Origin of the sequence: Pantoea sp. NGS-ED-1003 (genome assembly GCF_000738765.1) — a bacterium.
GTDB lineage: Bacteria > Pseudomonadota > Gammaproteobacteria > Enterobacterales > Enterobacteriaceae > Pantoea > Pantoea septica.
Genome location: NZ_JPQA01000007.1, coordinates 159,962 through 179,677, shown reverse-complemented (window position 1 = coordinate 179,677; position 19,716 = coordinate 159,962). Strand labels below are relative to the sequence as shown.

The 19,716-nt window shown below is 60.4% G+C and carries 21 protein-coding genes and 1 pseudogene; 15 read left to right on the top strand and 7 right to left on the bottom strand.

The annotated features are described in order from the left end of the window. Positions 1-329: 329 nt before the first annotated feature. The 5 genes and pseudogenes from JS46_RS15370 to yniD all read left to right on the top strand — a co-directional run bounded on the left by JS46_RS15370 (position 330) and on the right by yniD (position 3,455). Entirely contained in the window at positions 330-542 is a 213-nt protein-coding gene (locus tag JS46_RS15370) for a hypothetical protein (RefSeq protein ID WP_033752782.1), read from the top strand. Between the two features lie 243 nt (positions 543-785). Further along, a pseudogene (lldR, locus tag JS46_RS15365) lies at positions 786-1,575 on the top strand (transcriptional regulator LldR). Next, positions 1,572-2,759, top strand: a complete 1,188-nt coding sequence (gene lldD, locus JS46_RS15360; RefSeq protein WP_033752780.1) for an FMN-dependent L-lactate dehydrogenase LldD — start codon at positions 1,572-1,574, stop codon at positions 2,757-2,759. The pseudogene lldR and the gene lldD overlap by 4 nt, the downstream one beginning before the upstream one ends. Positions 2,760-2,803: 44 nt before the next feature. Then, on the top strand, positions 2,804-3,232 hold the full coding sequence (locus JS46_RS15355; RefSeq protein WP_033752779.1) for an OsmC family protein: 429 nt from the start codon (positions 2,804-2,806) through the stop codon (positions 3,230-3,232). 115 nt (positions 3,233-3,347) lie between these two features. Further along, on the top strand, positions 3,348-3,455 hold the full coding sequence (gene yniD, locus JS46_RS24635) for a small membrane protein YniD (protein WP_096072666.1): 108 nt from the start codon (positions 3,348-3,350) through the stop codon (positions 3,453-3,455). Positions 3,456-3,571: 116 nt separating this feature from the next. On the opposite strand, the gene JS46_RS15350 is transcribed toward yniD, so the two are convergent. The 3 genes from JS46_RS15350 to JS46_RS15345 form a co-directional block, all read right to left on the bottom strand. Beyond that, a complete protein-coding gene (locus JS46_RS15350; protein ID WP_033752778.1) occupies positions 3,572-3,811 on the bottom strand; it encodes a hypothetical protein in 240 nt (79 codons plus the stop codon). Positions 3,812-3,920: 109 nt separating this feature from the next. Next, entirely contained in the window at positions 3,921-4,091 is a 171-nt protein-coding gene (locus tag JS46_RS24475) for a hypothetical protein (RefSeq protein ID WP_094078501.1), read from the bottom strand. Between the two features lie 118 nt (positions 4,092-4,209). Beyond that, positions 4,210-4,857, bottom strand: a complete 648-nt coding sequence (locus tag JS46_RS15345) for a CPBP family intramembrane glutamic endopeptidase (RefSeq protein ID WP_033752777.1) — start codon at positions 4,855-4,857, stop codon at positions 4,210-4,212. Positions 4,858-5,074: 217 nt separating this feature from the next. Between JS46_RS15345 and JS46_RS15340 the strand changes: the two genes are divergently transcribed. Both JS46_RS15340 and JS46_RS15335 read left to right on the top strand, forming a co-directional pair. After that, positions 5,075-7,669: an EAL domain-containing protein gene (locus tag JS46_RS15340; RefSeq protein WP_033752776.1), complete on the top strand. Its 2,595-nt coding sequence runs from the start codon at positions 5,075-5,077 to the stop codon at positions 7,667-7,669. Between the two features lie 265 nt (positions 7,670-7,934). Further along, the gene (locus JS46_RS15335; protein WP_033752775.1) at positions 7,935-8,231 is read left to right on the top strand and encodes an I78 family peptidase inhibitor; all 297 of its coding nucleotides are present in this window, start codon (positions 7,935-7,937) and stop codon (positions 8,229-8,231) included. 143 nt (positions 8,232-8,374) lie between these two features. On the opposite strand, the gene JS46_RS15330 is transcribed toward JS46_RS15335, so the two are convergent. After that, positions 8,375-8,623 carry a biofilm development regulator YmgB/AriR family protein gene (locus JS46_RS15330; RefSeq protein WP_033752774.1) on the bottom strand — a complete coding sequence of 83 codons (249 nt, stop codon included), beginning with the start codon at positions 8,621-8,623 and terminating at the stop codon, positions 8,375-8,377. A gap of 404 nt (positions 8,624-9,027) precedes the next feature. Between JS46_RS15330 and JS46_RS23515 the strand changes: the two genes are divergently transcribed. After that, positions 9,028-10,299, top strand: a complete 1,272-nt coding sequence (locus tag JS46_RS23515) for a multidrug efflux MFS transporter (protein ID WP_072010448.1) — start codon at positions 9,028-9,030, stop codon at positions 10,297-10,299. On the opposite strand, the gene JS46_RS15320 is transcribed toward JS46_RS23515, so the two are convergent. After that, positions 10,184-13,309 carry a beta-galactosidase gene (locus tag JS46_RS15320; protein ID WP_033752772.1) on the bottom strand — a complete coding sequence of 1,042 codons (3,126 nt, stop codon included), beginning with the start codon at positions 13,307-13,309 and terminating at the stop codon, positions 10,184-10,186. The genes JS46_RS23515 and JS46_RS15320 overlap by 116 nt on opposite strands. A gap of 263 nt (positions 13,310-13,572) precedes the next feature. On the opposite strand from JS46_RS15320, the gene JS46_RS24470 reads away from it, so the two are divergent. The 4 genes from JS46_RS24470 (at position 13,573) to JS46_RS15305 (ending at position 16,386) form a co-directional block, all read left to right on the top strand. Further along, positions 13,573-13,740: a hypothetical protein gene (locus JS46_RS24470; protein ID WP_200879040.1), complete on the top strand. Its 168-nt coding sequence runs from the start codon at positions 13,573-13,575 to the stop codon at positions 13,738-13,740. Between the two features lie 210 nt (positions 13,741-13,950). Continuing rightward, on the top strand, positions 13,951-14,205 hold the full coding sequence (gene iraP, locus JS46_RS15315; protein WP_033752771.1) for an anti-adapter protein IraP: 255 nt from the start codon (positions 13,951-13,953) through the stop codon (positions 14,203-14,205). A gap of 108 nt (positions 14,206-14,313) precedes the next feature. Next, the gene (locus JS46_RS15310) at positions 14,314-14,622 is read left to right on the top strand and encodes a PsiF family protein (RefSeq protein ID WP_033752770.1); all 309 of its coding nucleotides are present in this window, start codon (positions 14,314-14,316) and stop codon (positions 14,620-14,622) included. A 237-nt stretch (positions 14,623-14,859) separates the two neighbouring features. Continuing rightward, entirely contained in the window at positions 14,860-16,386 is a 1,527-nt protein-coding gene (locus JS46_RS15305; protein WP_033752769.1) for an FAD-dependent oxidoreductase, read from the top strand. A gap of 35 nt (positions 16,387-16,421) precedes the next feature. Here JS46_RS15305 and proC read toward each other — a convergent pair whose 3' ends face one another. Beyond that, a complete protein-coding gene (gene proC, locus JS46_RS15300; protein ID WP_033752768.1) occupies positions 16,422-17,234 on the bottom strand; it encodes a pyrroline-5-carboxylate reductase in 813 nt (270 codons plus the stop codon). 87 nt (positions 17,235-17,321) lie between these two features. Between proC and JS46_RS15295 the strand changes: the two genes are divergently transcribed. From JS46_RS15295 to JS46_RS15285, 3 genes are read left to right on the top strand one after another with little or no spacing between them, the layout of a single operon-like run. Next, on the top strand, positions 17,322-17,831 hold the full coding sequence (locus tag JS46_RS15295) for a hypothetical protein (RefSeq protein WP_033752767.1): 510 nt from the start codon (positions 17,322-17,324) through the stop codon (positions 17,829-17,831). A gap of 9 nt (positions 17,832-17,840) precedes the next feature. Beyond that, a complete protein-coding gene (locus JS46_RS15290; protein WP_033752766.1) occupies positions 17,841-18,284 on the top strand; it encodes a DUF421 domain-containing protein in 444 nt (147 codons plus the stop codon). 9 nt (positions 18,285-18,293) lie between these two features. Beyond that, positions 18,294-18,743 carry a YaiI/YqxD family protein gene (locus JS46_RS15285; protein WP_033752765.1) on the top strand — a complete coding sequence of 150 codons (450 nt, stop codon included), beginning with the start codon at positions 18,294-18,296 and terminating at the stop codon, positions 18,741-18,743. A gap of 2 nt (positions 18,744-18,745) precedes the next feature. Here JS46_RS15285 and JS46_RS15280 read toward each other — a convergent pair whose 3' ends face one another. Further along, positions 18,746-19,441 (bottom strand): DUF2076 domain-containing protein, encoded by a 696-nt coding sequence (locus tag JS46_RS15280; RefSeq protein WP_033752764.1) that lies wholly within the window; start codon positions 19,439-19,441, stop codon positions 18,746-18,748. Between the last annotated feature and the right edge of the window lie 275 nt (positions 19,442-19,716).

Below are 19,716 nucleotides of genomic sequence, written 5' to 3'. Positions count from 1 at the left end.
AAAAGGGTTACCTGCATGATAGCTTCGCGCGACGGGCGTTTAGGAATAACCCGAAGATCGGTGAGAATGGATGTTATCTTCTAATGCTTTTACCCGGCGTCAGTCTGTTTGTGCATATCGTGTGGCGTTTCAAGGCCAGTGAAAACTTTATAACTACGCGAATAAGCAAATTAATTTCTTTTGGTATCAGATGATTCCCTTTTTTACACTCCAGCAAAAGAATTAATCATTAAATAAAGTCACCTGTGCAGCCGATAAAATAATCACCGCAATTGCTTTATATTTAGCGCGCCATACTTCTATTACAACGACAGTTTGAGGGTTCTCCATTGAGTAATATTGCCCAGGGATCACATGAAGAAGTGCTGAAAATCGTTGGCCGCGCAGTGCTTACGCTGCATGTCCACGGTGAAAGCTTATCTGCTGACAAGGTTGTCTCAATGATCGGCTGCTACGCCGAAAGCGCGGAACAGAACCAGCAGCAGCTGTTTGCGCTGGCGATGGAAATGATGACGGCCCAGAAATGGGCGAAGAGCGCCTGACGTCATCGTCTCAGTTGAACCAAGCCTCCAGCCGGAGGCTTTTTTTATGCCTCTCTCTTTTTCTCGATTCGCCCTGTTGGTCCTACCAATTCAAGCCTGCTTTTTAGCATCAGTCACAGAAGCGGAAAAATAGCGCCGCAAAGGTTGTCTCAGGTTAACAAAAGATTAACCATTTGGACTCTTATTGTCGCGCAGCGCGCCGTTGGTCCGACCAAAAAGGGCGCGCCGCTTTGGAATAACGCCATGAGTGAATCGACATCGACGGCCGCAGAGCATCTTGTGGTGCGGCTGCGCCGCTATATCGAGCAGCAAAAGCTGGAGCCAGGCATGAGGCTGCCCGCGGAACGCCAGCTTGCCGCTGAGCTGGGCGTGTCGCGATCGTCGCTGCGCGAAGCGCTGCAACAGTTGATCAGCAGCGGCCTGCTGATCAGCCGTCGCGGCGGCGGCACCTGGCTGCGTCAACAGCTGGCGCCCTGGGCGGAACAGCGCATCGTCGCGCCGGTGCGCGCGCTGCTGCAGGACGATCCCGACTATCGCTACGACATTCTCGAAGCGCGCCATGCCATCGAGGCGAGCACCGCCTGGTATGCGGCGCAGCGCGCCACCGAGGCGGATAAGGAGCGGCTGCGGCTCGCCTTCGACGCCACGCTGAAGCTGAAAGAGAGCGACGATCCCGACCTCGCCGCGCAGGCCGACGTGCGCTTTCACCTTGCTATCGCCGAAGCGTCGCACAATGTGGTGCTGCTGCAGACCATGCGCGGTTTCTTTGCGCTGCTGCAATCCTCGGTGCTGCAAAGCCGACAGCGCATGTACAGCCAGCCGCCGATTTTCGCCCGCCTCACCGAACAGCATCAGCGCCTGCTCGACGCCATCCTCGCCGGTGAGGCTGAGGCGGCGCGCCGGGCGGCGATGGATCATCTCGGCTTTGTCCACGCCACCCTGAAAAGCCTGCATGAAGACGAAGCGCGCCAGGCGCGCATCACGCGTCTGCCAGGCAATGACGCTCTTTAACCGTAAGGAAACTGACCTGTGATTATCTCTGCCGCTTCCGATTATCGCGCCGCCGCGCAGCGTATTCTGCCGCCGTTTCTTTTCCACTACATCGACGGTGGCGCCTATAACGAGCGCACGCTGCAGCGCAACGTCGAGGATTTGGCCGACGTGGCGCTGCGCCAGCGCGTGCTGAAAAATATGTCCGACCTAAGCCTGGAGACCCGCCTGTTTAACGAAACCCTGGCGATGCCGGTGGCGCTGGCGCCGGTCGGGCTTTGCGGCATGTACGCGCGTCGCGGCGAGGTGCAGGCGGCGCGCGCCGCGGCGCTGAAAGGCATCCCTTTTACCCTGTCGACGGTCTCGGTCTGTCCGATCGAAGAGGTGGCGCCCGCCATCAACCGTCCGATGTGGTTCCAGCTCTACGTGCTGCGCGACCGCGGCTTTATGCGCAACGCGCTGGAGCGCGCCAAAGCAGCCGGCTGCTCGACGCTGGTGTTTACCGTGGATATGCCGACGCCCGGCGCGCGCTATCGCGATGCGCACTCCGGCATGAGCGGGCAGCACGCCGCGCTGCGCCGCTACTGGCAGGCGGCGACGCATCCGCAGTGGGCGTGGGACGTCGGCCTGCACGGCCGTCCGCACGATCTCGGCAATATTTCGACCTATCTCGGCAAACCGACAGGACTGGAGGATTATATCGGCTGGCTGGCGAACAACTTCGATCCCTCTATTTCCTGGCGCGATCTGGAGTGGATCCGCGAATTCTGGGACGGCCCGATGGTGATCAAAGGGATCCTCGATCCTGAAGACGCGCGCGATGCGGTGCGTTTTGGCGCGGACGGCATTGTGGTGTCGAACCACGGCGGCCGCCAGCTGGACGGCGTGCTCTCCTCGGCGCGCGCGCTGCCCGCTATCGCCGATGCGGTGAAAGGCGATATCACTATCCTTGCCGACAGCGGCATTCGCAACGGGCTGGATGTGGTGCGCATGATTGCGCTGGGCGCCGACAGCGTGCTGCTGGGACGCGCCTGGCTTTATGCGCTGGCGACGCACGGCCAGCGCGGCGTGGAAAACCTGCTTTCGCTGGTGGAAAAAGAGATGCGCGTGGCGATGACCCTGACCGGCGCGAAATCGATCGCCGATATCACGCGCGATGCGTTGGTGGATGCCGGCGCGGCGCTCACTAATGCAGCCGTCGCGCCGCGTCCGCGTGCCGTTAGCTGAGGCTTGTCTATACTTACTCACTCTTCATCAACAGGAGGAATGAAATGACTATTCACAAGAAAGGATCGGCGCACTGGGAAGGCGATATCAAAGGCAAAGGCACCATCAGCACCGAAAGCGGCGTGCTGAGCCAGACGCCTTACGGTTTCAATACCCGCTTCGAAGGCGAGAAGGGCACCAACCCGGAAGAGCTGATCGGCGCGGCGCACGCCGCCTGTTTCTCCATGGCGCTGTCGCTGATGCTGGGCAATGCCGGCCATAAGCCGCAGAGCATCGACACCACTGCTGACGTCTCGCTGGATAAAAAAGGCGAAGGCTTCGCCATCACCAAAGTGGCGCTGAACAGCACCATCAGCCTGCCGGGCATCGACAGCGCGGCGTTTGACGAAATCATTCAGAAGGCGAAGGCGGGCTGTCCGGTCTCGCAGGTGCTGAACGCCGAGATCACCCTTGATTATACCCTGAATAATTGATCCAGCAGGTCGCCCTCAATCGGCGACCGCGCTATGCTGGCTGACACGGGTTCTGATGAACCGCAATGGATGCGCCCTGGGGCGCATCTTTTCTTTCTGCGGAAGGAGGAGAAGCGTGGCGAAATATCTGCCGGCAAAAAGACACTGGAAAATGGTGCTGGTGCTGCTCTGTATTTGCGGCGCGTTGATGCTGATCCGCTGGGCGGCGATGATATGGGCCTGAAGGCGTGGATTTGCCGCCACAAGCTGGGCGTATTAGTGATGATCGTGCTGGCGCTGGAGCTGATTCATTTTCTGTTGACCTCATCCTGGCTGCCCTGGGTCTCCCGCTGAGCTGCGTCACACATACTCACGCTCTTCCTGCTCGCGCCGCTTAGCGCGCACGTCGCTGCGGGCGATGCGATACGCCTTGCCGGGATCGCCGGCGACGAACTCGAAGGTCGGCGAATAGTAAAACGGCAGCCAGCCGCCGAAGCCGCTTTCCCACTCCCAGCGCACCGGGCAGGGCCAGATAATGCCGTCATACAAAATGTAATAAACCCAGCGTCCAGTCGGACGACGGGGGCGTGGTGTTTTCATGGGGATCACAACGATAATAGGTTAAAACAGCTTATATTTTGAACGCTGTTGCCGCAGGCTGCAACGTTTAAACCGCTTCTTTTTTCCTCACATCCTTCAGCGGCCTTAATTAACGATGCACTTCGCCGCACAGCAGGACCACGCCAGGCCGCACTTTATGAATGCGATCCGCCATGGTTTCACAGGCTGCTTTGGTCGGGTAAATGCGCTCCGACACCGGCAGGGCATCGCAGGCATCATGGCCGCAGGCGCTCACTAACAACACAAATCCAATCAACATGGCTCGACTCCTTTACACGGTCTCGTTGGTACGGACTGTGATGCTTAGATTCCTTTTTTACGATCCAGTATAGACAAACGTGACGGCGCGGCATTATCAGCCTGAGCGGTATTGCGTCTCAGGAGAAAAACCAGGCGGGCAGCAGGGCGATAAGGTTGTTGAAAGTATGCAGGAAAATCGGCAAGGCCAGGCTGTTGCTGCGCAGGCGCGCATAGCAGAGCAGCAGGGAAAAGAGCGTCAGCGCCACCAGGGTTTCCCAGTGCACGTACTGAGTATGCATCGCCGCGAACAGCAGCGACGTCAGCAGCATGCAGGCGAAGCGGCTGCGCGGCGCCCACAGCAGAAATCCCTGCAGCAGAAAGCCGCGAAACAGCACCTCTTCGAACACCGGCGCCAGCAGCACGGCGGTCAGCAGCAGGATCAGCATCGAATTGCGGCCCTGCTGCGCCTGCTCTACCAGCCAGCCTTCAGGCTGCAAAAACTGCGTCTGGGCCGCCATCAGCGCCAACAGCGCCAGGATAAACAGCAGCGTCTGACGAATGCGCAGCTCGCCCAGCGGCAGATCGCTGCGGCGCTGGCAATAAAAGCGGTAAAGCGGATAGATCACGGCGAATTCAAACAGGCAGAGCACCGGCACCAGAAGACCGTCGTTACGCAGCACGCCGTAGTTGGGAAACAGCGTAATCAGCATCGTCACGAGGTAATAGACCACAAAGCTGCCGACGTAGAACAGCGTCAACGTCACTCTGTCGGGATTGGTGTTCATAGGCAACCCAGCCACTGGAGGAAAGCGCATAGTAGCAACGCGCCCGATCCCTGTCGAGGGAGGCGCGCGTACAAACTTAACGCAGTAAATTGACGGCTCAGGCTAAAACCGCGACGCCGCGCGCCGATAACCGATTAAACCTGTTTGGGCCTGCGACGTCAGCTGCTGACGCGCTGTTGCCCGAGCCTCTTTTATCGCTTTGCTGTGAGCGCCCTTGATGACTTTTGACACACCGGAATCGCCGTCGCGCCGCTCTGCGCCGGCGGCTGAAGATCGCACTCTGCGCAGCACGCGCCGCAGCCTGCGCATCTTTTCGCTGCTGCTCTCCGGCGTGCTGCTGCTCGTCGTGCTGATGGTGCTCGTCATCGCCCAGCGGCAGAACCGCGACGCGACGGATCACGATCGCCAGCGGCTGCGCCAGGCGTGGGACGCCCGGCAGGAGACGATGCTGACCGACGTGCGCGACTACGCCTTCTGGAGCGAGGCGTGGCGCAACCTGCATCTGACGCTAAACAAACGCTGGGCGTGGGATGAGGAGAATATCGGGCCGGATCTCTACAACGAGTATCACTACGAAGGGGTGTTCGTGGTGGATAATGCGGGCCGCACGCGCTACGCGGTGATTAACGGAAAACTCGCCGATCTGCCGCTAGAGGCCTGGCTCGGCGCGCACAGCGCGTCGCTGCTGCGCGACGCGCGCGGGCTGCAGAACGCGGCGCTGGCGCGCAACGTCGTGATTGAGCGACAACCTGCCATTGTCGTGGCGGCACCTATCTCAAGGGGCAAAGCGGCCGGTCTCTCTGAGCGGCCGGGCGCTCCCTCGGTGCTCGTCTTCGTCAATCTGTTCACGCCGGCCAAATTAGAGGCGCTGGGCAAAATGCTTGACGTCCTTGCGCCGCGCGGCGCGGCGGAAAACGACGCGCGTCAGCGCCCGACCATGGCGCTGAAGGCGATAGACGGCGGGAGCATGGCGCTGCGCTGGCAGCCGAAAATGCCGGGCACGCGCCTGCTGATGCTGCTGCTGCCGATCCTGGCGGCGGTGGCGCTGCTCACCGGCTGGATTACGCGCCGCGTCAGTCGCCACGCGCTGCATCACGCCCTGCTATCCGATCGCCGTTTCGCCATGCTGACCCAGAGTCAGCAGGAGCTGGCCAACAGCGAAGCGCGCTTCCGCGATCTGGCTGAAGCGGCTTCAGACTGGATCTGGGAAACCGATGAGCACGGACGGCTGATCTATCTCTCTTCCCGCTTCCATCGCCTGACAGGCCACCAGATTGCCGACTGGACGGGCGAGCATATCGATCGTCTGCTGACGCACTCCAGCCACTCGCTGGTGGCCTGGCTGATGCGTCAGGAAGATAGCGGCTCCTCCGCGCCGCTGCGCTGCCAGTTTATGAGCGCGCAGGGCGAACGCCGCATCGGCCATCTGGTGGCGAAAACCATCTGGCACGAGGGGCGTCGCGCCGGCTTTCGCGGCACGGTGTCGGATATTACTCAGGGAATGGAGGCGGAGGCGCGCATTCAGTTTCTGTCGCGCCACGACGCATTGACCGGACTCGCCAACCGCATTCAGCTGCAGGAGTTCCTGACGCGCCATCTGGAGCCGCCGCAGCTGGCGTCGCCGCTGGCGATCGTCAGCCTCGATCTCGACCAGTTCAGGCCGCTAAACGATAACTGGGGGCACGCGGCGGGCGATCAGGTGCTGAATCAGCTGGCGCAGCGGCTGCAGCGCGGCGTCGACGCGCACGAGCTGGCGGCGCGGCTGGGCGGCGACGAGTTCGTGCTGGTGCTGCAGGAGGGCGACGCCGAAGTGGTGGCGCACCGCTGCGCCCGGCTGCTGCAAGAGGTGCAGCAGCCGATCTACACCGGCCAGCACGCGCACTATCTCACCGCCAGCATCGGCATCGCCTGCGCGCCGCAGGACGCCAGCCACCCCGAGGCGCTGCTGCGCATGGCGGATATCGCCCTGAACGAAGCGCGCGCCGCGGGGCGCAACCGCTGGGTCTGGTACGCCAATAATATGGCCAGCCAGCGCGAGCATAAGCGCGAGATGGCGAAACGTATCGAGCAGGCGTTGCTCAACGACGAGTTTTGCCTGCATTATCAGCCGCGCTATCAGCTGCAAAGCGGCAGGCTGGCGGGAGCGGAGGCGCTGATTCGCTGGCAGCCCGAGGAGGGGCCGCCGATTACGCCCGATCGCTTTATTCCGCTGGCGGAAGAGAACGGCCTGATCGTCGCCATCAGCGACTGGGTGCTGGCGCGCGCCTGCCGCGACGCCCGCGCCTGGGGCGCGGATCGCTATGTGTCGGTCAATATCTCGCCGGTAGAGTTTCGCACCAACGATTTGGTGCAGCGCGTCGCGCGCGCGCTGGCGAGCAGCGGGCTGCCCGCCACGCGGCTGGAGCTGGAGATCACGGAAAACGTAACGTTCGAGCATCCGCAGCAGGCGCTGGAAGTGATGCAGGGGCTGCGCGCGCTCGGCGTCAGGCTAACGGTAGACGATTTCGGCACCGGCTATGCGGCACTGGGTTATCTGAAGACCTTTCCGTTTAACGGCCTGAAGATCGATCGCTCCTGGATGAAGGATTTTCCAGAGTCACAGCAGGCGGAGTCGGTGGTAGCGGGCATTATCGCGCTGGCGCACGCTTTTGCGCTGACGATTACGGCGGAAGGGATTGAGACAGAAGCGCAGCTTGACCAGCTAAAACGGCTCTCCTGCGAAGAGGGGCAGGGCTACTTTTTGGGACGCCCCGTGCCGCTGGCGGACTTTACTGCGCTTCTGGAAACCACATCTCAACCAATTCGGGCTTAACGCACTTTGACCGCCACGGCGGTCATCAGAACGGCAAAGCCCACGAAAATTGCCAGTTCCATACGATCCTCCTCAGAAAAGTCTTAATAATTTTAGCGCTCCAGCGGAGAGGTTTTGTTCCGTAAGTGCGATTTATCTGAAAAGTTCGGCGCGCAACGTCGTAAACAGGCTATTCGCGGCCATCTTTTTAGCGCCTGAGGGTTAAGCCTGGCGCACGCCTTTGCTACTCTCTGGGGCGAGTTCACCACGTTCATGAGGAGAAAGCGTGAAATATTATGGAAAAGCGCTGCTGGCGCTGGGCATGCTCGCCTTAACCGCCTGTCAGTCAGCGAATAAACCTGATAACACCGCAGCAGACGCGGATGCGGCAAGCGACACCTGCGGCGCTTCGCAGTATCAGAGCTACGTCGGCAAGCCGATTAGCGCCGCCAGCAGCCTGCGTCTGGAGACGCCGGTGCGGGCCATTCACTGGAACAGCGCGGTCACGATGGACTTTAATCTGCACCGTCTTAACTTCCTGGCGGACAAAAACGACGTTATCAGTCAGGTCTACTGCGGCTAAGGCGTCATAAAAAAAGCGTCGCATTGTCATGTGCTGGTCATTAATGGAGTCGAGGATAGATCGCGGATAACAGAGATTTCCTCGTCACTCTCAATATGCAATGCTCGTCTTGTTTATTCCCGCTTCGGCGGGAATTTTTTTGTTTATTCCGACGAACCGGTTTCCATTAACTGCGCCAGCAGTTGACGATAATTTTCCAGACGGCGCGCGTCGCCTTCCACCTCCAGCCGCTCAATAACCCGCGCGATCACCGCTTTATTGGTGGCGGGCTCGCCAGCTTCCATTAGCTCGCGCAGGATCACCGCCAGCAGATCGGACTCCTGCGGGGCGCTCCAGGCGGGGCTGTTGAAATAGTCCACAATCGCACGGCTGGCACTGTTTTGAACTCTCATATTCACCTCCGCTAAGGCGACGGCGCGTCTGTCACGACCTGCGCAGCGCAGCGTGATAGTCAACGTGATGGGTAACTGTGGACCTCGCCGCGACAGGAAGTGGCGGAGGCGTTAGCGCAGCCGGAAAGCCGCACCTGCGCCAGAGAAACTGGCGTTTTTTTAAACATACAACCGACATCTTAACTTGTCAGTAACAGGCTGACATATTTTTTCATCTCTGCTGACACTCAGCCAGCGGCGCCATCGACATTCACTGCAAAAAAGCGCTAACAGCCTATATACGGCAGTGAAAAAGGGCTGACGCAGCAAAAAACGGTTTTTTTCTTTTCGTGCCATCATTTGTCGCTCAGCGACAGCGCGCCATTGATAGACTGTGACCTCCCTCTGTCAGCGCCCGTTTGCTCATGCCACGCACAATTGAACCCTGGAAAATCAATCTTATCTCGGTCTGGTTCGGCTGTTTTTTTACCGGCCTGGCCATCAGTCAGATCATTCCTTTTCTGCCGCTCTATATCGAACAGCTCGGCATCAAAGGCGGCGATGCGCTTAGCCTCTGGTCAGGACTCACCTTCAGCATCACCTTTGTGATATCGGCCGCCGTCGCGCCGCTGTGGGGCAGTCTCGCCGATCGCAAAGGACGCAAGCTGATGCTGCTACGCGCGGCGTTCGGCATGGGCGTGGTGATCCTGCTGCAGGCCTTCGTTACCCAGGCCTGGCAATTACTGCTGCTGCGCGCGCTGATGGGGCTGACCTCGGGCTATATTCCTAACGCGATGGCGCTGGTAGCGGCGCAGGTGCCGCGCGACCGCAGCGGCTGGGCGCTGAGCTGCGTCTCGACCGGCCAGATCGGCGGGGTGATCCTCGGGCCGATGCTCGGCGGACTGCTGGCGGACTGGGTCGGCCTGCGCATGGTCTTTATCGTTACCGCCGCGCTGCTGCTGGTGAGTTTCCTGGTGACGCTGTTTCTGATTAAAGAGACCGGCTATACGCCGGTGAGTAAAAAGGACAAGCTGAGCGGGCGCGAGGTATTCGCTTCGCTCGACAATCCCAGACTCATGCTTTGCCTGTTTGTCACCACCATGGTGATCCAGATGTGCAACGGCTCGGTTAACCCGATTCTGACGCTGTTCGTCCGCGAACTGGCGCCGACCGCGGATAACATCGCCTTTCTCAGCGGAGTGATCGCCGCGCTGCCGGGCATCTCGGCGCTGATTGCCGCGCCGCGCCTGGGCAGGCTGGGTGACCGTATCGGCACCCAGCGGATTCTGCTGGCGACCATGGTGATGTCGCTGCTGCTGCTGATCGCCATGTCTTTCGTCACCAGCGCCACCCAGCTCGGCGCGCTGCGCTTCCTGCTCGGCTTTGCCGACGGCGCGATGATGCCGGCGGTGCAGACGCTGCTGGTGCGCCACTCGCGCGACAACATTACCGGCCGTATCTTTGGCTACAACCAGTCCTTTATGTATCTCGGCAACGTCGCCGGCCCGCTGCTCGGCGCGGCGGTGTCGGCGCTGACCGGCTACCGCTGGGTCTTCTTCGCCACTGCACTGGTGGTGCTGGTTAACGTGCTGCTGCTGAAGCGCTTTTACCGTCGTCCGCGTACGGTGCTGGAGCCGAAAGGGAAAAGCGCAGCGCATAGCGCCAGCGACGCTGAGTCAACAGAAACTCGGCGCTGACGCTCGGGCTCCAGGAGTCGTCGCCGCCTACGCCCATATGTGCGGCGTCGAGATGCAGCCAGCATCCCGGCTCCGCGCGCAGCAGATGGCGGTGCGACGTGTCGCGCAGCTGCTCAAGGCTGTAGCGGCTCAGCGAGAAGCTGAAGTCGCCGCTGACGCGCCAGTCTTCCGCCTCCAGCCGCCGCGTGCCGCCGCGCAGGCCGTTTTCGCTCGGAAAGATGTAAGGGGTATGCAGCGCGTCGAGAGGCAGCTGCCAGCGCGAGAACTGCGCCGCCAGCTGGCGGTCCGGATAGTTTTCATGGGGGCCCAGCCCCAGCCAGGCGACCTGCTGCGGCGCGGCGGCGAACTGACAGCGCAGGCCGATGCGCGCCGGCGCGGGCGCGTCGGCGGCCTGTTCCACCTCAACCTCCAGATGCATTTCGCCCTGCGCGTCGAACCGGTAGCGTTTGTGGCTGAGAAAGGCGAGCCGGCCTCGGGCGTACCAGCCGTGCAGCACGCTGATCTGCACCGCGTCCGACAGCATCGAAGCCTCTGTTCGCTCTACGCGGCTGGTCATGACGTCGTAGCCGGCCGCTTTCCAGCGCTCCGACCAGGCGTTGGGATCGACGCGCTCCGCTTCGCTGGTGCCGATATCGTTATCGAGCGGCGCGCGGATAAAGCAGTCCTGCAGCGGAGAGAGCAGCCTCGCCTGCTCGTCGACCTGCCACTGCGTCAGCTCGCCGCTTCTGCGGTTAAACTGCCAGCGCTGGTTGCGGTGCGTGACGGCGATAACCGTCTCCTCCACGCTGAGCGTCGGCGGCTCGCCCGCACTCGGCTGCGGCGGAAGCGCCAGCGCGGCGGGCAGCGGCCACTGATGCCAGGCGACGCGCCAGTCGGCGTCAGACCAGGCGGTGGCGGCGCGCTGATGTACGGCGACGTTTAGCCAGCACTCGCCGGTAAGATCCGCTATCGGCGGAACGCAGAGGCGCTGCGTTCCCTGAGGCGCGATATCCAGCGCGGTTTCGCCCTGGGTTACCACTTCGCCCTGCTGCTCAACGCGCCAGCGCAGCACCTCGTTGTCGCTGCGGCGAAACAGGTAGTCGCTGCTGACGGTAAAGCTAAAGGGATCGTCGGCGTCCGGGGTAAAGTGGAAAAACTGCTGCGCGCGCTGCGCTTCAAACAGCGCCGGATGCGGCGTGCGGTCGGCGAACACCAGGCCGTTCATGCAGAACTGGCGGTCGTTAGGCTTGTCGCCGAAGTCGCCGCCGTAGGCCTGCCAGGGCTGCCCGTTTTCATCGTAGCGCGTCAGGCTCTGATCGACCCAGTCCCAGACGAAGCCGCCCTGCAGGCGCGGAAACTGACGAAACGCCTGCCAGTATTTTGCAAAGCCGCCGAGGCTGTTGCCCATGGCGTGCGCATACTCGCACAGGATCAGCGGCCGGTTTTCCCCCGGCAGGCCGATCCACTTTTTCAGCGACCATTTCGGCACGGCGGGGAAGGGCTGATCTTCATCGACGCGCGCGTACATCGGGCAGAGAATATCGGTCGCCGCGCTGTTGGCGCCGCCGCCTTCATACTGCACGGGGCGCGTCGGATCGGCGCTTTTCACCCAGCGATAGAGCGCGTCGTGCGTGCTGCCGTGCCCCGATTCGTTGCCCAGCGACCAGATAATAATGCTGCAGTGGTTGCGGTCGCGCTGCACCATGCGCGTAACGCGTTCGCTAAAGGCGGCGAACCAGCGGGGATCCTCTGCCAGGCGGCTCATCGGCTGCATGCCGTGGGTTTCGATATTGGCTTCGTCGACCACGTAGAGGCCGTAGCGGTCGCACAGTCGATACCAGAGCGGATGGTTAGGGTAGTGCGAACAGCGCACCGCGTTGAAGTTATGCTGCTTCATCAGTTCGATGTCGCGCCGCATCGTCGCTTCATCCACCACCTGGCCTTTCTCCGCGTGATGTTCATGGCGGTTTACGCCGCGTATCAGCAGTGGCTGGCCGTTCAGGCAGAGCAGGCCGTTTTCGATAGCAACGCGGCGAAAGCCCACATCGTACGCCTCGACCTCAATGGTTTCGCCCTGCGCGTCGAGCAGCGCCAGCGTGGCGCGGTAGAGCGTCGGCGTTTCGGCGCTCCATAGCACAGGCGCGTCAACGCGCAGGCGCAGTTCGGCGCGATCGCCATAGTGGCCGCGCTCATCGATAATCGCGCTGCCGAGCGGCTGCTCGATGACGCCCGTCTGCTTGCCTTCTCGCCACAGCGTCAGCCGCAAACGCAGCGCCGCGTCCTGAGCGGTGACGCATACCCGCGCCACCAGATCTGCGCTGCGGTATTCCGGGCTCAGCAGCGTCTCCAGCTGGACATCCGCCAGATGCGGCGTCGGCTTATGCAGCAGCGAGACGTCGCGGAAAATGCCGCTCATGCGCCACATATCCTGGTCCTCCAGCCAGGTGCCGTCGCTCCAGCGCAGCACCATCACCGCCAGGCGATTCGCGCCGCGCACCAGCGCCGCGCTGAGGTCGAATTCGGCGGGCAGCCGACTATCTTGGGAGTAGCCGATAAACCGGCCGTTGCACCACAGATAAAAGGCGGAGCTGACGCCGTCGAAGATCACGCGCGTCTGTCCGGTTTCAGGCCAGCTGTCGTCAAGGTTGAATGTGAGCGAGTAACAACCTGTAGGGTTCTCTTGCGGCACGCACGGCGGTGTCGCCGCGATCGGATACTGGACGTTGGTATAAATGGGCGCGTCATAACCGTGCATCTGCCAGTTAGCGGGCACAGGCAACGAGGCGGCGTCGGGCAGATCCTGCTGCAGCCACCCCTCCGGCACCGCTTCAGGGCGGCTGAAGTAGCTAAAGTTCCACGTGCCGTTCAGGCTGCGCTGCGCGGCAGAGGGCCGATCGTCGCGCGCCGCCTCTTCGCTGCGCCAGCTGGCGAAAGGCGGATGGGCGTCAAGGCGATGCAGACTGGTGACGACCGGGTTCTCCCAGTCGCGGCGGGTAAGAAGCTGACTCAACGAAATCGGCGGCGTTGACATAGCGGTGTCCTTAAATTGTATTGCGCTCACAATGCAGTGTTTACCGCAGGCTGTAAAGAGCGACGGTTAAAAGAAAGGGGCAATTTTTTAACGCGCTCTGCGCCGTAAAACGGCCGGATGCCGGTTTTGTGTCGCTTTCGTGCCAGTAAATTGTTAAGCCTGGTATGCAAGGGTTAATACCGCCCTGAGTCAGAGAATTCTCTCTTGTCGCCCCGGTTTGCCGCTCATACACTCAGCCCGATTTCATCCATCCTGAGGTTGTTATGGTACGTATTGTTAAACTTGCCGCGGTCGTGGCGCTGGCGACCGCGCTGAGCGGCTGTATTTTCCCGCCCCCGGGCGGCGGCTGGGGAGGTCCTGGCGGCGGTGGCGGTGGTGGCGGTGGTGGCGGCTGGGGCGGTCACGGTCACGGTTTTACTGGCCCGCGTTAATCCTGTCTAATTTCCGCTTTATTCCGGGCTGAAACGCGTTACGTCTCGCTTATTTAGCAGTAAAACGTTTCGCCCGCTCCTTAAAAAACGTTTAAGCCCTGTTTTAATAAAACGCGTTATAAAGAGCCGTGGAAAATCGGCGCAAAAGCGCTGTTTTTTTATTTTGGCGAATGATAACGTCTGCTTTTATTTACCCCATGGGAAAAGGGCATGAAGAACCTTATCGCTGAATTACTGGTAAAACTGGCGGCAAAAGAAGAAGAATCGAAAGAGCTGGTCGCTCAGGTTGAGGCGCTGGAAATTATCGTAACGGCGATGCTGCGCAAGATGGAGCCGGAACAACAGCGCGCTATCGCCGCCGGAATCGACAACGCGATGCATAATGCAGACGCCGACGGCAGTAATGAAGATGCGCTTTTGTTACGTAACTACCTGGACAAATTACTTAATCATCCGCGCGTCTGATTGCTAATAGCGGAGCAGTGCGATCGGCGCTGCAAATTTGCGCAAATTTCCACCGCTCTGTTTCTCTCGTGCCAGAATTAACGGATTATTCATCAAGGGAGTCATACCATGAAATTGCATTTAGCGGCAGTCGTGATGGCAGGTTTGCTGATGAACGGCGTCAGCATGGCGCAGGCCGCCGAGAAAACGGCGCAGCAGCAAAAAATGACGCAGTGCAACCAGCACGCCAGCACGCAAAATCTGAAAGGCGACGCGCGTAAATCTTTTATGAGCGAGTGTCTGAAAAAAGAGAGCAATATCTCCAGCATGACGCCGCAGCAGGTAAAAATGAAAAGCTGCAACACCGCAGCGGGCGATAAAAAGCTTAGCGGCGACGCGCGTAAAAGCTTTATGAGTTCCTGTCTGAAAAAAGCCTGATATCCGGTTTATTACGGCCGCCGCGCGGCCGTAATATCCTCCGCGCCTCTTCCGCTCCGTTTTTTAAATATTTACACTTGCTAAAACTTTAAATAGACGCCTTAACAACGGGTTAGCCACTTTTTTTATTTTCAGACTCTGCCTTCCGCTTTCCTTTGCCACACTTACTTTTTGTAGGGGAATAGCGGCGTCCGCCCAGGGCGCATTGTTGAATAACGACAAAGAAGGAGCCGTGTCATGAATTATCAGCCTGTCATCGCCTTAAAGAATCTGCCCGATCGCCAGCCCACTAAAACGAAAATAGCCGATACCGATATTCTGCTGGTGCGCGACGGAGACAAGGTGCGCGCTTATCAGGCCACCTGTCCGCATGCGGGCGCGCCGCTGGAGCAGGGCGCTATCTGCGGCGATAAGCTGGTCTGCCCCTGGCATAAGGCGGTGTTTGCGCTGGAAGATGGCCATATGTGCGAGCCGCTGGCGCTGGCCGATCTCAAACAGTTTCCGCTGCGCGTCGAGAACGGCATCGTGCAGGTCAATCCCAAAGCCATGTCATCTGCGACGCCCATCGGCAGCGGCGGCGATGCGCCGGTTTATGCGGTGCTCGGCGGCGGCGCGGCAGGCAGCGCCGCCATCTGGACGCTGCGCCGGGAAGGCTTTAAGGGAAAGGTGGTGCTGGTGGAACGCGAGCCGGAGGCGCCCTACGACCGCACGGCGCTGACGAAATTCGTCCCCTCCGGCAAGATGGATATCAAGGATGTGCCGCGCATTCTAAAAGAGGACATTTTGCAGCACGTCGATCGCCTTCAGGGCGAAGTGTCGCGTCTCGACACGCGCGAGCAGCGTATCCACTTCGCCGACGGCGACTCGCTGTTTTACGACAAATTGCTGATCGCCTCAGGCGGCGCGCCGCAGCGTCCCGATTTAGCGGGCAGCGATCTGGCGGGCGTACACCTGCTGCGTTCGCTGGCGCAGGCGGATGCGCTGCTCAAAGAGGTTGACCAGAGCCAGCAACTGGTGATTGTCGGCAACAGCTTTATCGGCATGGAGATGGCGTCGGCGCTGCGCAATCGCGACGTCGAGGTCACGGTGGTGGCGCGGCATCCGCTGCCTTTCGCGCGCCAGTTCGGCGAGCAGATCGGCCGCTATTTCCGCGATCTGCACGGCAGCAACGGCGTGCATTTTGTTGATGGCGATCCGGCAGAGCTGGAGGGCGAGCAGCACGTTACCGCGCTGCGTCTGCAGGATGGCCGTCGCATCAAGGCGGACGTGGTGCTGCTGGCGACCGGCATTCAGCCCGCTACCGGGTTTATTCACGATCTGCCGCTGCGCGAGGATGGCAGCCTGCTCGCCGACAGCCAGCTGCGCGTGACGCAAAACGTCTGGGTGGCGGGAGATATCGCCAGCTATCTGACGCCGCAGGGGCCGCTGCGCGTCGAGCACTATCGCGTCGCTCATCAGCAGGGACGCATCGCCGCCTTTAATATGCTGGACAAGCGCATGATGTACGACCGCGTGCCCTTTTTCTGGACCACGCACTTCGGCACGCGCTACGAGTATCTTGGTCATGCCGAGGAGTGGGACGAGTATCGCCTGATCGGCTCGCTGGAGGAGAAAAAGTTTATCGCGCTTTACGGCCAGCAGGGCAAGCTGGCGGCGGCGTTCTCTTGCGGCATGTATACGCTCACGGCGGCGCTGGTGCTGGAGATGCAGCAGCCGATGACCATGGATCAGGCACTGGCGACGGTGGCTAGCCGGCAGGGATAGTGAAAGCGGGCGGAGCGGGCGCTCCGCCCTGTGCGTTACTTCTTACTCAGCGCTTCAGACTTCGCCATACACTGCTGCATCGCCTCCATCACGGCGGCGCGAAAGCCTTTCTCTTCCAGCACTTTCACCGCTTCGATGGTAGTGCCGCCGGGCGAGCAGACCATATCTTTCAGTTCGGCGGGATGTTTGCCGGTTTCCAGCACCATCTGCGCCGAACCCTTCACCGCCTGGGCGGCGAACTGATAGGCCTGGGCGCGCGGCATGCCGCCGAGCACGGCGGCATCCGCCATCGCCTCGATGAACATAAAGACATAGGCGGGCGCCGAGCCGCTAACGCCGACTACCGAATGGATCAGATATTCGCTGACCACCGCCGCTTTGCCGAAGCTCTCGAATATCGTGACCACCTCGTCAATTTCCGGCTGCTCGACCAGCACGTTCGGCGTTATCGAGGTCATCCCTTCGTTGACCAGCGCCGGCGTATTCGGCATGACGCGCACGATTTTGCGGTCGTGGCCAAGCACCGTCGCCAGCGAATCGAGCGTCACGCCCGCGGCGATAGAGACCACCAGCGCCTCTTTTTTCAGCTGGCTGGCCAGATCTTTCAGCACTTTCAGGATGACGTTGGGTTTGACCGCGCCGAACAGAATATCGACTTCGCGCGCCAGCGCCTCGGCGCTCTCGGCGGCCTGAATGCCGTACTCGCGCGCCAGCGCCTCGTTGGCCTCCGCTTTGCGATCAAATACCCAGATATTCGAGGGCGCGACCTGGCCGCTTTTCACCAGTCCGCCGATAATGGCTTTGGCCATATTGCCGCCGCCGATAAACCCAATCTTCTTCTCCAGCATCGCCGTATCCTTCAGAAAGTTCGAAAATCTTAACGCGTTAGCTTACTTCAGCCAGGATTAATAACAAGTCAGCAAGGAGAACACTGCATGGGCGACAATGAAAATCAAAGCCGGCACTACCCGGTTAAAGAGAATATGCCGTGGCAACGTATCGAGTGGCGTATTCAGCACGCAGGTTTTGCGCTGCTGCTGCTAATTGTTGTCGCTGGGGCGGCAGGGCTGTTTTCAAAAGGCTGGCTGAGTAACCAGAGCGTCGCCAGCACGGATAAGCGGCTGAGTGTCGATTACGAACGCTTCGGGCGACGGGAAAGCAACATGGATATGACGCTGCGTCTGAGGCAGCTGCGCGGCGACGCTTATCAGATCAGGCTGCGCGGTCCGCAGCTCGACGATATTCAGCTGCAGACCCTTCAGCCGCAGCCGGACGACGCCTGGAGCACCGGCGATAGCCTGGTGCTGCGCTGGCACCGACGCGCCGATCAGCAGGAGGCGACTATCTGGATCGGCACCCAGCCGCAGGACTTCGGCCGCTATCACCTTACCGTCACGCTCGACGACGCCTCCAGCGTACGGTTTAGTCAGTTTATCTATCCTTAGGAGAGCCATATGGAAACGGTTTTGCGCGCAGCCAGCATGTATCTGCTGTTGATGGTGGTGTTTAAAATCGCTGGACGGCGCACCCTCATGGAGATGACCTCTTTTGACCTGATTTTGCTGCTGATTATCAGCGAGGCGACCCAGCAGGCGCTGCTCGGCGATGACTTTTCCGTCACGGGCGCCGGATTGACCATCGTCACGCTGATCGTCATTGATATTCTGTTCGGCGTGATGAAAACGCGCTTTCCCCGCATGGAGCGGCTGATTGACGGCTCCTCGCTGATCCTGGTGGAAGAGGGCAAACTGCTGCGCCAGCGGGCGAAGCGCGCCGGGGTAGATGAAGAGGACATTCTGCAGAGCGCGCGCAGCTCGCAGGGGCTGGAGCGGCTGGATCAAATAAAGTTTGCCATTCTGGAGAAGACCGGCAAGATCTCCATCATTCCCAAAGAGTAAGGAAAGAATATGGTTATCTGGGTTGATGCCGACGCCTGCCCCAACGTCATTAAAGAGGTGCTTTACCGCGCGGCGGATCGCACCAAAACGCAGGTGACCTTCGTCGCCAACCAGTCGCTGCGCGTGCCGCCATCGCCCTGGCTGAAAACGCTGCGCGTGCCAGCCGGATTCGACGTCGCAGATAACGAGATCGTGAAGCGCGTGGAACCCGGAGATCTGGTGATTACCGCCGATATTCCGCTGGCGGCTGAGGTGCTGGAGAAAGGGGGCGCGGCGCTTAATCCGCGCGGCGAGCGCTATTCGCCCGCCACCATTCGCGAAAAGCTAACCATGCGCGACTTTATGGACACCATGCGCGCCAGCGGCGTGCAAACGGGCGGTCCCGCAGCGATGAGCCCGCGGGACCGCCAGCAGTTCGCTAACGCGCTCGACAGCTGGCTGACGCAGCGCCAGCGCTGAAATCAGACAAAGCTGTCGTCGTCGTCGTTAAAGCCGTCGAAGCTGTCGTTGCCGAGATCGTTGAAGTCGTTATTATCCGCGTAGTTGTTATCCCAGCCGTTGTTCTGGTCGAGGAAGCCACTGCCGCCGCTGTTGAAGGTGTCGAGATTGTCATCGACCTGCGGCAGCGGCGCGTCGGGTTCGTTGATAATGTTGACGATCTCTTCCGGCTGCGAGTGGTGGAACAGGCTGGTCAGCATATCCGCCATCACCACGCCGCCTGCGACGCCCACTGCGGTTTGCAGCGCGCCGCCGAGAAAGCCGGTACCGCGCGCCGGCGCGGCTGGCGCGTTGTTATATTGCTGCGGCTGCTGCGGCGCGTTGTTCCACGCCTGCTGCTGTGGCTGTTGCGCAGGCGCCTGCTGGCGCGATCCGCCGCCGAACAGGCTCGACAGAAAACCGCCGCTGCTCTGCTGTTGAGGCTGCTGTTGCTGTTGCGCCAGGCGATTCTCCAGCTCGGAGATGCGATCGTTGAGTTTCTTCATCGCCGCTTCCTGGATCAGGATCGCCTGCGCCATATAGTAAGGCGCGCCGGGCTGCTGTTGCAGATGCTCTTTAATCAGCTGTTCCGCCGCCGCGTCACGCGGTCCGGTCTGGCTCTCGGCCTGTTTCAGACGGCTGAACAGCCCCTCAATTAACTGATGTTCCTGACTGTACATAATGGCTCTCCTGTTGCGATGGAATAAGTATATGGGGGCGCGACGCGGCAAAGTAAAATCCACCAGGTAAGCAAATGTTGCCGCCGCTTGATCTGACGCGATCTGCACGAAATGCGCATGGTTAACCCGTTAATATTTAATGAAATTGGTGTGAAAGTCTGAAAAGGATGCGCAATTCTTGCTTCACGGGTGGAGGCTATAGCGGTTTCCAGTTATGATGCGTCGCATTATTAAGCGATACGCCGCGATATACGGCCTGTAACGGCGGAGGAACT